We start from the raw sequence: 14,363 nt of genomic DNA on the forward strand, positions 1-14,363 counted from the left end.
CAAATTAAGAAGCAGAAAGTTTTTAAGATAAAAACAGAAGCTCAAGGAATATTGTGCGGCGACAGATTTTGGGCAAAAAAAAGCCCGGTGCTTTGTCGGCACCGGGCTTTGAAGTTCAGAACTTAGTAGCTCATCAAAGCTTTCACATCAAGCTTGCCGCCTGACACGGATTTGCGGTCAAGAGCATTGATCTTACGAGCAGATCCGATGATCGCCGCTTTCACATCCTGCCAGGATTTTTCCGGGTGAGCAGACCAGTAAAGAGCCGCGGCACCCGCAACGTGAGGCGCCGCCATGGACGTGCCATCCCAAGTTGCTTTGAAGCCAAATTTATCGATAACAGTGTCGCTGTAGCTTTGTGCTACGGTTGTGGAATAAACCTTCACGCCCGGCGCGCCGATATCCACAGATTTTTGACCCCAGTTGGAGAATGAACCCAGACGGTCGTTGGAATCCAATGCCGCCACAGAGATGATGATGTCGTGATCATAAGACGCAGGGTAAGCCGGAAGCTTGTCCGTGTCGTTGTCATAGCCCACACCTTTGTGCCCGTTGCCCGCCGCTGCGATGAACAGAACACCTTTGTCCTGAGCGTATTGAACAGCATCACGCAATGCCTGATTTTCAGGAGCGCCTGGCTCTTCACCTTCAGAACCCCACGAGTTGTTCATGATTTTCGCGCCGTTATCAACAGCATAGCGGATGGATTTGATCGCATCAGCTGTGGTTCCGCCGCCCGTCATGCCGATGAAACGCAAAGACATGATTTTCACGTTCGGTGCCACGCCCGCAATACCTTTGCCATTGTCACCACGAGCCGCCACGTTACCCGCACAGTGAGTGCCGTGACCTGGGTTGCCACCTTTGAACAGGCCGTCCAAAGAATCCACGGCAAGGTCATAAGGTTTGTTGTCGTTGGTCACAAAATCCCAGCCGATCACGTCGTCGATGTAACCGTTGCCGTCATCGTCGATGCCGTTGTCCGGGATTTCGCCAGCGTTTCTCCAAAGATTTGGCAGAAGGTCTTCGTGTGTGTAGTCGACACCTGTGTCGATAACCGCCACGATCATTTCCGGATTGCCTTTTGTCACTTTCCAGCCGTCAACTACGCCGATATCCAGCATGCCCCACTGTTTGGAGAACAAAGGATCTGCGCCGGTTGTTGGTTGCGGAGCGTCAGGGATCGCCGGATTGTCCTGGCGAGCGGCTGCGCGAAGCTGAGGATTTCTTGAAAGCATTTTTGCCAAAGCGGCACGGCGAAGAGGGTCTTCGATTTTATAATCTTCCAAAAGAGAGATTTTGTAGTTCGGCTGAACGTACTCGATGGCCGGATTTTTTTCCAAAGATTGAAGGCTCATGCGGCGGGGAGCTTGAACGCGAACCCAGGATTCGCTCAATTTTTCGACTTTTGCGCCCTGAATTTCCAATTCAACGAAGCCAGGTGCCAGTTTAATAAGCAAATCTTGCTTTTGGGAGTTGGCAGATGCCACTCCGGACAAAGCAAGAATGGCAGAAGCAACGTACAGTGCCATCTTCTTCATGTGGGTTTTCTCCTATTGTTTAAGCTCCCTAAAGTTTGTGGTTAAACGACAGGAGAATCAATTTCATTTGGCCTGCTTTGGAAAGGTGCGTTGAAGAAAACGGCGAGGGCCGCCAATATATATATCTAGTTGTCAGGATTACGGTTTTTCAGTAACTACTTAATGATAGCTAAATGAAATTGCAGAGGTGTATTTATGCACAATGAACAAGTGCAGGGTTTGGTATCTCACGATGGGATGACCGGAACCCAAGCTGTAGATGATATGTCGCGAGGTTTTGCTTTCACGTCAAAGCTTGATGCTATTGTTGCGTGGGGAAGAAAAAACTCTCTGTGGCCAATGCCGTACGGTACTGCTTGCTGCGGTATCGAGTTCATGTCCGTGATGGGTCCCAAGTATGACTTGGCTCGTTTCGGTGCGGAAGTGGCGCGCTTCTCTCCACGTCAGGCGGACTTGCTTGTCGTTGCGGGAACCATCACCGAGAAAATGGCTCCGGTGATCGTGCGTATCTATCAGCAGATGCTGGAACCTAAGTACGTGTTGTCCATGGGTGCTTGTGCAAGCTCCGGTGGTTTCTATCGTGCTTACCACGTTCTTCAGGGCGTTGATAAAGTCATCCCTGTCGACGTTTACATTCCTGGCTGCCCTCCAACACCAGAGGCGGTGATGGACGGTATCATGGCTTTGCAGCGTATGATCGCGACAAATCAACCACGCCCTTGGAAAGACAACTGGAAGAGCCCATATGAACAAGCTTGAAAATCTGAAACAGCTTCTGGCTGGCAAATTTAAAATTGAGAACTTCAAGTTCACCCACGCTGTCGGCGATGACGTGATCGAAGTTCCTAAAGAAGACGCTCCGGCGCTTTTGTTGTTCCTTCGTGAAAGCGGCCAGTTCGACTTCCTGATGGACGTGTGCGGTGCGGATTATCCAAGCCGTGAAAAGCGTTTTGACGTTGTCTACAACCTGTTCAACTCCAAGGATTCCTCCCGTCTGCGCATCAAAGCGCAAGTGGGCGAGGGCGAGTCCATTGGTACTGCAATTCCTGCTTACCGTGGTGCGGACTGGTTCGAGCGCGAAGCGTACGACATGTTCGGTATCATCTTTGACGGTCACCCGAACCTGCGCAAAATCCTGACTCACCACCAGTTCGTCGGTCACCCTTTGCGCAAGGACTACGATGCGAACAACCAGCAGGCGTGCACAAACTCCCTGCCGATTCATTTCAACAACGAGCCGGGTTCACCAGGCGACGTATTGAATGACAAATATCTTCCATTGAACATCGGTCCTTCCCATACAGCGATGCACGGAACTTTGCGTGTGATGGCTGAAATGGACGGCGAGACAATCATCCGTTGCAACAACGAGATCGGTTACCTGCACCGCTGCTTCGAAAAAATGGCGGAAACTCACCCGTACAATCAGGTGATCCCTTACACCGACCGTCTGAACTACTGTTCTGCTCCGATGAACAACATCGGTTACTGCAAAGCGGTTGAAAGACTTTTGGGCGTGGAAATCCCGCCAAAAGCTCAGGCGATGCGTGTGATCCTGGCTGAACTTTCCCGTATCATCGATCACACGATCGCAATCGGTACCGGTGCGATGGACTTGGGGGCTTTGACCAGCTTCTTCTATATGTTCGGTATGCGTGAAAAAGTTTACGGCCTGTTCGAGAAACTTTGCGGTGCCCGTCTGACAGTGTCCATGACCCGTATCGGTGGTATGGCTCAGGATGCGCCGGAAGGCTGGTTCGATGAAGTCGTGGCTCTTTGCAAAGAAATCCGCAAGGGCACTGACGAAATGGCGGCGATGGTTATCGACAACAAAATCTTCATCCAGCGTACTAAAAACGTATGTCCGGTGTCTGCTCAGGATGCGATTCAGTGGGGCTATACAGGTCCAATGCTTCGTGCCTGCGGTGTGAATCTGGATCTGCGCAAAGCGCAGCCATACTATGGTTACGACGCTTTGGACTTTGATGTTCCAGTGGGAACCAACGGTGACATCTATGACCGTTACCTGGTTCGTTTCGAGGAAATGCGTCAGTCCGTTCGTATCATTGAACAAGTCTGCAAAAACGTTCCTGGTGGCGATTACACAATCCGCGACAAAGGCATCGTTCTTCCAGAGAAAAAAGACGTTTACGGCAACATCGAAGGTTTGATGAATCACTTCATGCTGATCATCAAGGGTCTTCGCCCACCAGTGGGTGAAGTTTACGATGCGACAGAGGCGGCCAACGGTGAGTTGGGCTTCTATCTGGTCAGCGATGGTTCCGCGAATCCTTACCGTTTGAAAGTTCGTCCACCTTGCTTTGCGATCTACCAGTCTTTCCCGACTGTGGTTAAGGGCGCGATGCTGGCCGATGCGATCGCAACGGTTGCCTCCATGAACCTTATTGCCGGCGAATTGGACCGCTAGAGGAAACAACGATGTTTAAATTGTCTGATTCTGGCTTGGCTGCAGTAAAAAGTGAACTGGCTCGCTACGAGGCGAAAGAGTCCGCTATTATTCCAAGCCTTTATATTGCTCAAAAAGAAAATAACGGCTTCATCACGCCGGACATTATCCGTCATCTGTCCCAGGTTATGGATATTCCGGAAGCACGTATCAATGAAGTGTTCAAATTCTACACCATGTTCAACCAGAAGCCCGTGGGCAAATACCACGTGCAGGTTTGCACGAACATCTCCTGCGCGCTTGAAGGCGGCCGTGAGATGGCAAGCCACATCTGCCATGAACTGGGTGTAAAATACAATGAAGTCACTGCTGACGGCCGCTTCACAGTTTCCAAGGTAGAGTGCCTTGGTTCCTGCGGAACTGCGCCGATGATGCAGGTGAATGACACCTACCACGAAAAGCTGACTCCAGAGACAGCGATGAATCTGTTGAGAGGTATGAAATAATGTCTGAAGTAAAAGTGCTTACAGAATTCTACCACCTGCCTGAATATCAAACTTTGGCGGGCTACAAAGCCAAGGGTGGTTACGAAACTCTTCACAAAGCCTTCAAAATGCAACCTCAAGCCATCATTGATGAAGTGAAAGCTTCCGGTCTGCGCGGTCGTGGTGGTGCGGGTTTCCCAACGGGTATGAAATGGGGCTTTTTGCCGAAAAACGGCGAGCCACGCTATCTTCTGTGCAACGCCGATGAAGGCGAGCCAGGGACTTTCAAAGACCGTATGATGATGGAGCGTGCTCCACATCAATTGATCGAAGGCATGATCATCTCTGCTTTCGCGATCGGTTCCAACAAAGGTTACATCTACGTTCGTGGTGAGTACGTATTCCCGATTGAATGCCTGAACAAGGCGATCAAAGAGGCTTATGCTGCCGGTCTTCTGGGTAAAAACATCCTGGGTTCCGGTTTTGATTTCGATCTGGATGTGTACCGCGGTGCCGGTGCTTATATCTGCGGTGAGGAAACAGGCATGATCTCTTCTTTGGAAGGTCTGAAAGGCCAGCCAAAATTGAAACCGCCATTCCCGGCAGTTCAGGGTTACCTGAGAAAGCCAACCATCGTGAACAACGTGGAAACTCTGGCGGCTGTGACTTATATCATTAAGGACGGCGCTCAGACTTACCGCAAACACGGTACGGAGAAATCCGCTGGTACCAAGCTGTTCTCTTTGTCCGGTAACGTGATGACTCCAGGCAACTTTGAAGTTCCGCTGGGTTATCCGTTGATGGATCTGATCATGAAAGAGGGCGGCGGTATGAAGCCGGGCCGCAAACTGAAAGCAGTTATCCCGGGTGGTTCTTCCGCTCCGGTTTTGACGGCTGAAGAAGTGGCGAAAGCAAACTTGGATTACGAATCCCTGGCGGGTCTGGGCACAATGCTTGGTTCCGGTGCGGTGATCGTGATCGATGATTCCCAGTGCATGGTTGATATGCTGGGTGTTTTGACTCACTTCTATGCTCACGAATCCTGCGGTCAGTGCACGCCTTGCCGTGAAGGTACAGGCTGGCTGAACAAAGTTCTTCATTCGATCCTGGAAGGCCGCGGCCGTTTGCAGGACATCGACTTGTTGATCAAAGTTGCTGACAACATGAAAGGTAAAACCATCTGCGCGCTTTCTGATGCAGCGGCTTTGCCGGTATTGAGCTTCGTAACTAAGTTTAGAGATGAATTTGAATTCTATGTCCGTGAAGGACGTTCGAAAGTAAAAGGAACGACATATGCCGAAATGCACCATTAATGGCAAAGAAGTCGAAGTAAAGGAAGGCACGTCGATCATCGAGGCGATGCAACAGTCTGGCGATCGTATCGCTCACTATTGCTGGCACCCGGGATTGTCCGTGGCTGGTGTTTGTCGTCTTTGCATGGTGGAGATCGAAGGAAATCCACGCGTTCAGATCGCATGTAACACCATGGTTACTGAGGGCATGAAGATCAACAACACGTCTGAAAAAGTAAAAGACGCTGTGAAGTGGGGCTTGGACTTCCACTTGATCAATCACCCGCTGGATTGCCCTATCTGCGATCAGGCAGGGGAGTGCGGTCTGCAGGATCAGTACATGGAATACGGCAAGTACGATCCTGAAATGGCCGAACACAAGCAAAAGAAACACAAGGTTGTAGACCTGGGTCCGACAGTTGTTCTGGATTCCGAGCGTTGCATCCTTTGCTCCCGCTGTGTTCGTTTCACTGAGGAAGTATCCAAAACCAACGAACTGGGCCTGTTCAACCGTGGTGACCGTACTGAAATCGGCACTCACGATGGCATGCCTTTGGACAACAAATACTCTTTGAACACTGTCGACATCTGCCCGGTGGGTGCGTTGACTTCCAAAGACTTCCGTTTCCGTCAGCGCGTTTGGTATCTAAAAGATGCTGAAACTGTATGTAATGGCTGCTCTACCGGCTGTAACGTAAAAGTCTTCTATAATAAGGAAGGTTTCTTCCGTGTGAAGCCTGTTTACAATGAGCAGGTGAACGGTCACTGGATGTGCGATGAAGGTCGTGACATCTACAAGTTCGTCAACCGTGAACACCGTCTGTTGAAGGCGCAGGTTCGCAATGCTTCCGGCTGGACAGAGATGACAGCAGGGGCGGCGGCGAAGAATGCCAATGAGGTTCTGAAAAACTCTCAAGGTGATTCTTTGGCACTGGTTCTGACTGCTCAGTACACGGTGGAAGAGTTCGATGCGATCGTTTCCTCGTTCGTGAACGAGTTCAAAACCAAGAAAGTCTTCTTCTGGATCAACAACAAGGAATCCTTCGAAAGCTTCGATGGATTGCTGTTGCGCGGGGATAAAAACCCGAACACCAAAGGCCTGCTGAAAGTTCTGGAAAAACACGGAATCACAGCGACTTGGGCGGATCTGACTTCCGGTTTGAATTCCGGAGCGATCAAAACTGTTGTGGTGGCTGGCCCGGAGAACATGAATGCGTTCCCTGACTTCGCAGATCGCGTGAAAGAGCTTTCCAAAGCTTCCAACCTGATCTGGCTGCAGGCGACCAAACAGGATGCTTTGATGGCGTTGACTGGCAACGTATGGTTGATCCCGACAAAAACATTTGTTGAGAAAGACGGCACGTTCATCAACCACGCAGGTCTTGAGCAGAAGTTCAAAAAAGCGACGACGATTGTTTCCGAAGCACTGACATTGACTGAAGCGGCGCTGTTGATGGTTGGCAAGAACCTGGCGATCCCTGCGGTGAACGCGACGTTCATGCCGAACAACCAGCGTGAAGATCAGGTGACTTTGGAAGCTCGTAAAAAGAATGAGTTCGTGTTCAGAAGAGGTAGCCTATGAGCGTAATGCAAAACAACTCTGAAAAGTCCAAGTGGTTCCTGCCGGGGATTCTGGGTGGTCTTGCAACGACCATGAAGCACTTGCTGAAGAACTTGTTCAATCAGAAGAAAATGATGACCCTGAACTATCCTGAGGAGAAGTATGAGTACTCTCCTCGTTTCAAAGGGAATCACGTTCTGACGGTTAAAAAAGACGGTTCTTTGCGCTGCACGGCTTGTATGCTTTGTGCGACCAACTGCCCTGCGGAATGTATCAAGATCACGGCGGCGGAACACAACGACCCATCAGTCGAAAAGTTCCCGATCAGCTATGAGATCGACATTCTTCGCTGCGTATTCTGCGGTTTCTGTGAAGAAGCCTGCCCGGTGGATGCAATCCGTTTGGGCCCTGAATGGCAGACTCCAGGCGTGAACGGTGCAAACTTCATCTACGACATCAATCATCTGGCATACCGTCCAAACCTTAAGGGCGGCATCCTGACTCACGTCGACGACGAAGAACGCCACAAAGCCGGCATCTAAGCCGCGGCTGAACCTTTTTGATCAGCCGCTCAAAAAGGTGCCTGGTGACTTTTTAAATCTACAATGCGTCAAAAAGGGAGTCGAAAGACTCCCTTTTTGTTTGCCCGCGCTTCGGTTCCCCTGCCAGACTTAAGTCATAGAAGGGGGATTCTATGAAAAAGTTTTTGATGTCTTTGGCGTTGGTTTTAGCTCCAGCCTTGGCTTTGGCAGATGTGTCTGTTCAGCCGCTGAATGTAGAGGCGAAAGCTCAGGATCAATATCTTAACTACAACTTCGGAACCACATTTGTTCACTCCGCAAGATTCCAGGATTTCATTCTGACGGCCAATGGCCCTGATTCCACATTCATTCGTGGTATCAGCGTTCAGGGTTCCTTCGCCTATCGCGTGGACACCAACTGCCCGCAGATTTTAATGCCGGGGCAGCAGTGTGTGATCCGTGTGATCTTCAGTCCATCCACAACCGGTGGTCACTGGGGTGATGTGACTGTTCACCTACGTGAAAGTAATATCTATATTCGTTTGTTCGGGAACGGCATCCGCTAGGTCGGCGCTTCCGGTCAGCTTGCAACGGGCGAGGGGCTTGTACACAGGGAAGGCCCCTTGCAGTGTTGATTCGTACAGAACGATTTCCGTAACATGAATCTTGCCGAAACTTTTGCGTTTAAAGGGCGAGATCATATCCTTCACACTTCGCGGGTTGCGAAGTCTTCCAAAGGTCAGATGCGGTGAAAATGGCCGCTCTTCAATTTTCGGCAGCAGATTCTTTTCCACCAGCTCGTGATCCAGAGCTTCCTTGAATTGATTCAGACTTCTTTTGTTTTGCACACCCAGCCACAAAACCCGGGCATCGTGCTCATTTGAAAAGGCACCGACATCCTCGATCTTCAGATCAAACGGCGCAAAGTTCTGGCAAACATTCGCCAGGGCTTCGGCTACCTTCTGAACTTCCTCTTCGGGGCGATCACCCAAAAACGTCACAGTGACGTGGTAGTTGTCCAGCGGGACCCACTTCACGGTCATGTCACGGCGATCAGCATTGATTTTGAGTTTCTTTAAGGTCGGCAGAAAGGTGTCTGCCAAAGGATCGGTAGCGTTGAGAGCAAGGAACAGTCGTCTGGTCATAAAGCCCCCTCATAACTATGATCGCTGTTATGAGGGGGCTTGTCTAATGGATTAAGCTTCTTTTTTCGGGAATATCAGGGAAGCGGCAATAGAGCCACCGATAAACGCGAAAATGATGCCCAAAGAGATGCCAATCGGGAAGTGGCCGCCGAAGAGCTTGTTCAGCCATACCATCTTAAGACCGACAAACACCAGAGTCAGGGCCAGACCGTATTTCAGCAGGTGGAACTTATCAACCACGCCCGCCAGCAGGAAGTACAGGGAACGCAAGCCCAGGATCGCAAAGATGTTGGACGTGAACACAATCAGAGGTTCTTTCGTGATAGCGAAGATCGCCGGCACAGAGTCTACCGCAAAGATGATGTCCGTGAATTCCAGGAACACCAGAGCAATAAACAGCGGAGTTGCCAGTTTCACGCCATTTTCTTTAATGAAGAAGTGATCTTCATGCATGCGATCGGCAACGCGGATGTGCTTTTTAAGCCATTTGATCAACCAGTTTTGAGAAGGGTCCACTTCTTTGTCCGGCTGAAACATCATCTTCACACCTGTGATGATCAGGAACACACCGAAGATCAGAACCACAGCCTGGTATTGCATCAGGACTGATCCCAGAGCGATGAAGATCGCACGGAAGATCAGGGCTCCCAGGATACCATAGAACAGCACGCGGTGCTGGTACTTGGCCGGAACCGAGAAGAAACCGAACACGACGACGAAGACAAAGATGTTATCGACGGACAGCGATTTTTCGATCACATATCCGGTCAGGAACTCCAATCCCACCTGTTTGGCCAGGGCCGGGGTTTCCGGGTAAAGATGCAGGGTGTAGTAATACAAGCCCAAGTTGAAGAGCATCGCGATCGACACCCAAACAATCGACCAGATCGTGGCTTCTTTGAAACTCACCGTATGTGAGTGTTTATGAAATACACCCAGATCCAGGGCGAGCATACCTATGACAAAGGCGATGAAACCTGCGTAAAACCACCAGAAGTCAGCAAAAGGGAATAGTAACGTTTCGGACACGGTAAAACCTCCAGAGCGCAGTATAAAGACTTTTGGATGTTTTAAAAATTAGATATTCTTTAACAAGTTATTCGCAAAAAGCAATGAGGTGAAATATGCCCGTTCGTATCGAAAATCAGGTTCAATGGCTGAACTACCATCATCTGCACTATTTCCACGTTATTGCCAAAGAGGGCAGTATCGCCAAGGCCGCCGAAAAGCTGAACATGGGTCAACCGACTCTTAGTATTCAATTAAAGCAGCTGGAAGAGTCCTTGGGAAAGAATCTTTTCGAAAGACGCAAACAACGCCTGTTTTTGACAGAGGCGGGGAAGATCGCCTTTGAATATGCCGACCAGGTGTTTCGCCTGGGGGCGGAAATGGTGGAGGTTTTGCAGGATCGTATGCAGAACAACCGTGTGCACGTACAAATTGGAGCGCTGGACAGTGTGCCCAAACCGATCATTTCTGAAGTGGTGCTTCAGGCCTATAAGCAGGGGAACTGTGCGGTTTCGGTTTTGGAAGGTGCGGGCAATGATTTGTTGCGCGAACTCAGCGCGCATCAGATTGATCTGCTGCTTTCAAACTATCCTCCGAACGTGGATTTCCAGACGGTGTATGCCAAGTCCATCGCCAAACTCGATGTGGTGGTGTGTGCCTCGGCGAAGTACAAACATCTGCGTCGGGATTTTCCGTATTCACTGGAAGGTCAGCCGTTTATTTTCCCGACCATTCACAGCCGTCTGCGCCGGGATCTGGAACATTATTTTTCTATCAATGGCATTCGTGTGGATCGCATCGCGGAAACTCAGGATACCAGTCTGCAAAAACTGCTGGGTCAAGAGGGCGTGGGGCTGATTCCGATTGTGGAGGTCGCAGCATCGGATCTGATCCGGGAGAAAAAGCTGGTGGTGCTGGGAACATTGCCGGGCATTTATGAAGAGATCTGGCTGATGGCGGCCAACCGCAAGATTGACAATCCAATCGCGGCGAAGTTGATGAAGGGTTTTACATTATAAAAGAAAAACGGCGGGAAACCCGCCGTTTGTTTTTTGTTGTTATGTACAAAGCGCTGAAAGGATCTTCAGTGCTTCCACTGCTTCTGGAACCACGCCGCCCTCACGGCTGGTGGAGTTTTCAATGTGCACCTTCGTGGAGTGGCAGGATTTTGCCGACACCTGGCGCATGCGGATCAGGGCGACATAGTTATCGAACTCCGTCAGGCTGCGGTACTCCTCAAGGCGCGGATCGTTGTCGGGTGTGGTCTCGATGTCCGGCAGTTCAATGGTGTTCAATCGTGAGTACAGGAAGTCCTTATAGGATTCCAGTTGGCGCAAACGAACTGAGGTGTCACCTTCCAGTTGCATGGCGTTGATCAGCTCGTCCGTCGCTCGGTACGTTTGCAGATCCTGAAAAGCCATTGCGGAATTGCCGGCAAGAACGAAAGCCAGAATCATCACTAGTTTACGCATGTGCCACCTCCTACTGCGTTTTCGATATTATTCAAAGTTTTTGTGATCTCAGGGAAATAACGGGACGTTTCCTTGCGACGAGCGCTGGATTTGTTGGCGCTGGCCGGGAATTTTTGCATGTACTGCTGCATTTGCTGGATGAACTGATCCGCGTTGGTCACGGTTTTTCCTCTGTAGAATGTGTTCAACAAAGTTTTTGCCGGTGTCCAGGTTCCTGCCGGGCCGGTGTTGTGGGACCAAACCATCAAAGCACGCTTGATCTTGTTCAGGTCAAATTCAGACATGCGGAATTTGTTTTTATAGTTTTTGTTTTCGAAGATCATGTTGTTCATGTCCGCTTTAACCCCTTTCAGGTAAGCGTATGTGTAAATCATGTTCTTCATTGGATTGCCGTTTTTCAAAGAAATGCGTTCACAAGACTGCGCTTTGCCCGGGCGGATCGGTTCCATCTTATCCAGAAGCTCCATGGAAAGGCGGCTGCACAGAGGGTTCTTGTTGCCTTCCAAAGAGATACGAACCGCGTTCAGTTCATTGGAATTCACATCCTGAATAGCAGGGGCGGTGAACTGGCCGATACCGCCAGCGCCGGTGCCACTCATGGCGTTGACGTGGAAGCCGGATTCGATATTGATCAAAGCGTAAACCGCGCGAACATCCAGATTCTGTGTTTCCTCGTCCTTGCCCGGAGCAATAAAGTCCTTCATGCAAGAGCTGACCAGTTCAAAGCTGTTGTTCACCATCTTGAAGTAGTTTTCAGAAATACAAGGGCGGAAGGCCTGGCGGGCGGCGCCAGCGGCATTGCACTGACGGAAGGTTTTGCTGCTGACACCAAATTTCGTGTTCATGCCCATTTGAATGCACGACGCTTTAATAATGGAGTTTGCTTTGATCGGTGCACGGATCAGATCACCCAGCAGGCTGTTCTGTGATTCCACGGCCGTTTTCATCTCTGCTTCCAGATAGTTGTTCTGGGCATTGCACTGCATGTAGCGCATGTTGCGGATTTCTTCCTGGCAGGTGTCGCAGTTGCGGTTGGCAACATTGTCACCCCAGCCAAACAGGCTTTGGAAGCTTTTGGTTTTTTCAATCTTGTCGAGGGCATGCTCAATAATAGGAATCGGCTCTGAGGTTGTTTCCTCTTCCTTTTTGTTTTCCACTTTGGCTTTGGAGGCGTTCAGGTTAAATGGCGCTGCCAGCCCCTTTTCTTCCTTGGAAGCCAGGTCCAAATGGAAGTCCACAGGTTTCATATTCCAGCCCATGCTAAAGCAAAGGGTCAGAAACAGCATTTTGTACAAATGGGGTGTGGTAGCTCTCATGAAGCCTCCTCACGGCCTTAAAGAGCAAGAGGCCTGCCAAAGAGGATTCCACAATTATCAAGGACTTGCGGGACTGTAAGCTGTCTCGTTATGAGATTGCCAGTGTCAAAGGCCTAAACGGTCATCGCCCTGTCTAGATCATCAACAGGGGAGCTGCAGGGAACTAGATAGCGCCGACAGCCTGGGCTTCGGCGGCTTCGTAACCACAGGCGCGGCACTTCATTACGAAGTGGCCCTGGGCATTCGTATCCAAATAAAGGATAGAATCCGGGCAGTGAGGGCAGGAGCTTGCAGAAACATCCTTGCGCACGATCGGAGCCTGATTCAGTTCGAAGACATAGTGAGTGTCGCCTTCAAAACCTTTGATCACGCGTTCGCCGATGTTTTTTACGGCAAAGCCTTCCATCTGCAACGTCTGTGCGATGTCGGAATCAATCAGAATCTGATCCGGTTCCGCCAAGTTTGTCAGGCGGGAGGCAAATGGCAGCGGCGCGCCAATGGCCGTGTAAGAACGGAAGAACTTTTTATTACCATAGAAGCCCACGTTGGCGTAACCGGCAGAAATACCGATGCGGATCTGCATTTCCTTTTTCCAGTTTAGCAGATAGAACTCACGATCCTGACGAAGGGCTTCGCGCACCTCCAGGGCGGCAAGGCACGTTCTTTGTGTATAGTCTCCGTAGCGGATCGGATCGTTGGCAAAGGCCAGAATGCCGTCGCCTTGGAACTTGTCGATGGTGATGTCGTATTTCAGGAAGATACTGACAACCGTGTCCATGAACCTTGCCAGAACCAGATCCACTTTGGCCTGATCCAGACGGACCACGCGTTCCGTGGAACCGACGATGTCCACAAAGATGGCGCAAATCTGCGCACGGCGAACACCTTTTTCCAGATCCACTTTACCTTCACGGATGGCTTGCACCACCTGCGGGCTGAACTGGGTGCTTAAGGTATTCAGACGGACAGCTTCTTCTGTTTTGGATTTGATAATGTGATCTCGGTTGGCGATTTCGGCCTTGAGGGCCAGGCGGCTGTTGATCTCACGCATGCGCAACTGTTCGTGGAAGAAACGAATCAGGAAGCAAATCACGATAGAGCCGACAATAAAGAACGAATTCAAAACCACCGGCCACAGATCCGTCACAGCCTGAATTTTCAGTGCAGTGAACAGATAATAAGGCAGATAGATTCCCAAAGCGGTGGCGACAAAAAAGCCCGTGGAAAACGGAATGAACGAAAGTCCCCCGATGGCCACCAGGTTCAACCCGGCATAGTAGCCGGTGCCCACGTCAGGGATAAAATAAATCATGATGTTGATGGGTAAAGCCACGAGCCCCGCATACAGGGCGGCAAACCACTGGGCGCGATGGAAGCTTTGCTCTTTGCGCAGTTCGTACTTGGCCACCAGACACAGCGGAATGATGGTCAGGCGCAGACCCAGGAACAGCCATTTGAACTGGGGAACGTAAATCAGATCGGCAATCCAGAAGGCCATGAACAAAGGCACGGCCATCCAGTTTGCGATGACTCGCAGGACAGATCTGATTTCTTCAATCACCTCAAACTCGCGCATTTGTGAGGTGGTGATTTCTTTCCCCAGCATTCAGTTCCT

Annotated in this window: 14 protein-coding genes; 8 read left to right on the top strand and 6 right to left on the bottom strand. The window is 50.4% G+C overall.

The window, feature by feature from the left end; translation table 11 throughout:
* Positions 1 to 122: 122 nt before the first annotated feature.
* Entirely contained in the window at positions 123 to 1,541 is a 1,419-nt protein-coding gene (locus B9G79_RS03925; protein ID WP_088564395.1) for a S8 family peptidase, read from the bottom strand.
* Between the two features lie 237 nt (positions 1,542 to 1,778).
* On the opposite strand from B9G79_RS03925, the gene B9G79_RS03930 reads away from it, so the two are divergent.
* From B9G79_RS03930 to B9G79_RS03960, 7 genes are all read left to right on the top strand, one after another.
* Entirely contained in the window at positions 1,779 to 2,300 is a 522-nt protein-coding gene (locus tag B9G79_RS03930) for an NADH-quinone oxidoreductase subunit B (RefSeq protein WP_050792947.1), read from the top strand.
* Positions 2,287 to 3,969: an NADH dehydrogenase (quinone) subunit D gene (nuoD, locus tag B9G79_RS18465; protein WP_088564396.1), complete on the top strand. Its 1,683-nt coding sequence runs from the start codon at positions 2,287 to 2,289 to the stop codon at positions 3,967 to 3,969. Before B9G79_RS03930 ends, nuoD begins: the two co-directional genes overlap by 14 nt.
* A gap of 11 nt (positions 3,970 to 3,980) precedes the next feature.
* The gene (locus B9G79_RS03940; RefSeq protein WP_088564397.1) at positions 3,981 to 4,454 is read left to right on the top strand and encodes a complex I 24 kDa subunit family protein; all 474 of its coding nucleotides are present in this window, start codon (positions 3,981 to 3,983) and stop codon (positions 4,452 to 4,454) included.
* Positions 4,454 to 5,746, top strand: coding sequence for an NADH-quinone oxidoreductase subunit NuoF (gene nuoF / locus B9G79_RS03945; RefSeq protein WP_088564398.1), 1,293 nt, complete (start codon positions 4,454 to 4,456; stop codon positions 5,744 to 5,746). Before B9G79_RS03940 ends, nuoF begins: the two co-directional genes overlap by 1 nt.
* Complete coding sequence (locus B9G79_RS03950; RefSeq protein ID WP_088564399.1) at positions 5,727 to 7,307, top strand: 2Fe-2S iron-sulfur cluster-binding protein; 1,581 nt, start codon at positions 5,727 to 5,729, stop codon at positions 7,305 to 7,307. The genes nuoF and B9G79_RS03950 overlap by 20 nt, the downstream gene beginning before the upstream one ends.
* Positions 7,304 to 7,828, top strand: a complete 525-nt coding sequence (locus tag B9G79_RS03955) for a NuoI/complex I 23 kDa subunit family protein (RefSeq protein ID WP_088564400.1) — start codon at positions 7,304 to 7,306, stop codon at positions 7,826 to 7,828. Before B9G79_RS03950 ends, B9G79_RS03955 begins: the two co-directional genes overlap by 4 nt.
* Positions 7,829 to 7,980: 152 nt before the next feature.
* On the top strand, positions 7,981 to 8,373 hold the full coding sequence (locus tag B9G79_RS03960) for an Ig-like domain-containing protein (RefSeq protein WP_088564401.1): 393 nt from the start codon (positions 7,981 to 7,983) through the stop codon (positions 8,371 to 8,373).
* On the opposite strand, the gene thpR is transcribed toward B9G79_RS03960, so the two are convergent.
* Positions 8,323 to 8,952, bottom strand: a complete 630-nt coding sequence (thpR, locus tag B9G79_RS03965) for an RNA 2',3'-cyclic phosphodiesterase (RefSeq protein ID WP_088564402.1) — start codon at positions 8,950 to 8,952, stop codon at positions 8,323 to 8,325. The genes B9G79_RS03960 and thpR overlap by 51 nt on opposite strands.
* 51 nt (positions 8,953 to 9,003) lie before the next feature.
* Positions 9,004 to 9,981, bottom strand: coding sequence for a TerC family protein (locus B9G79_RS03970; protein ID WP_088564403.1), 978 nt, complete (start codon positions 9,979 to 9,981; stop codon positions 9,004 to 9,006).
* A gap of 95 nt (positions 9,982 to 10,076) precedes the next feature.
* On the opposite strand from B9G79_RS03970, the gene B9G79_RS03975 reads away from it, so the two are divergent.
* Entirely contained in the window at positions 10,077 to 10,979 is a 903-nt protein-coding gene (locus tag B9G79_RS03975) for a LysR family transcriptional regulator (protein ID WP_088564404.1), read from the top strand.
* A 39-nt stretch (positions 10,980 to 11,018) separates the two neighbouring features.
* Here the strand turns inward: B9G79_RS03975 and B9G79_RS03980 are convergent, their stop codons facing one another.
* The 3 genes from B9G79_RS03980 to B9G79_RS03990 form a co-directional block, all read right to left on the bottom strand.
* A complete protein-coding gene (locus B9G79_RS03980) occupies positions 11,019 to 11,432 on the bottom strand; it encodes a hypothetical protein (protein ID WP_232469133.1) in 414 nt (137 codons plus the stop codon).
* Positions 11,420 to 12,748, bottom strand: a complete 1,329-nt coding sequence (locus B9G79_RS03985; RefSeq protein WP_088564405.1) for a transglycosylase SLT domain-containing protein — start codon at positions 12,746 to 12,748, stop codon at positions 11,420 to 11,422. The genes B9G79_RS03980 and B9G79_RS03985 overlap by 13 nt, the downstream gene beginning before the upstream one ends.
* 163 nt (positions 12,749 to 12,911) lie before the next feature.
* Complete coding sequence (locus B9G79_RS03990; protein WP_088564406.1) at positions 12,912 to 14,354, bottom strand: adenylate/guanylate cyclase domain-containing protein; 1,443 nt, start codon at positions 14,352 to 14,354, stop codon at positions 12,912 to 12,914.
* Between the last annotated feature and the right edge of the window lie 9 nt (positions 14,355 to 14,363).

This window comes from Bdellovibrio bacteriovorus (assembly GCF_002208115.1).
GTDB classification, from domain to species: domain Bacteria; phylum Bdellovibrionota; class Bdellovibrionia; order Bdellovibrionales; family Bdellovibrionaceae; genus Bdellovibrio; species Bdellovibrio bacteriovorus_C.

Bases quoted from the DNA above. Each gene is read 5' to 3' on its own strand.
- B9G79_RS03925 (WP_088564395.1), bottom strand. From the start codon at position 1,541: ATGAAGAAGATGGCACTGTACGTTGCTTCTGCCATTCTTGCTTTGTCC.
- B9G79_RS03930 (WP_050792947.1), top strand. From the start codon at position 1,779: ATGACCGGAACCCAAGCTGTAGATGATATGTCGCGAGGTTTTGCTTTC.
- nuoD (WP_088564396.1), top strand. From the start codon at position 2,287: ATGAACAAGCTTGAAAATCTGAAACAGCTTCTGGCTGGCAAATTTAAA.
- B9G79_RS03940 (WP_088564397.1), top strand. From the start codon at position 3,981: ATGTTTAAATTGTCTGATTCTGGCTTGGCTGCAGTAAAAAGTGAACTG.
- nuoF (WP_088564398.1), top strand. From the start codon at position 4,454: ATGTCTGAAGTAAAAGTGCTTACAGAATTCTACCACCTGCCTGAATAT.
- B9G79_RS03950 (WP_088564399.1), top strand. From the start codon at position 5,727: ATGCCGAAATGCACCATTAATGGCAAAGAAGTCGAAGTAAAGGAAGGC.
- B9G79_RS03955 (WP_088564400.1), top strand. From the start codon at position 7,304: ATGAGCGTAATGCAAAACAACTCTGAAAAGTCCAAGTGGTTCCTGCCG.
- B9G79_RS03960 (WP_088564401.1), top strand. From the start codon at position 7,981: ATGAAAAAGTTTTTGATGTCTTTGGCGTTGGTTTTAGCTCCAGCCTTG.
- thpR (WP_088564402.1), bottom strand. From the start codon at position 8,952: ATGACCAGACGACTGTTCCTTGCTCTCAACGCTACCGATCCTTTGGCA.
- B9G79_RS03975 (WP_088564404.1), top strand. From the start codon at position 10,077: ATGCCCGTTCGTATCGAAAATCAGGTTCAATGGCTGAACTACCATCAT.
- B9G79_RS03980 (WP_232469133.1), bottom strand. From the start codon at position 11,432: ATGCGTAAACTAGTGATGATTCTGGCTTTCGTTCTTGCCGGCAATTCC.
- B9G79_RS03985 (WP_088564405.1), bottom strand. From the start codon at position 12,748: ATGAGAGCTACCACACCCCATTTGTACAAAATGCTGTTTCTGACCCTT.
- B9G79_RS03990 (WP_088564406.1), bottom strand. From the start codon at position 14,354: ATGCTGGGGAAAGAAATCACCACCTCACAAATGCGCGAGTTTGAGGTG.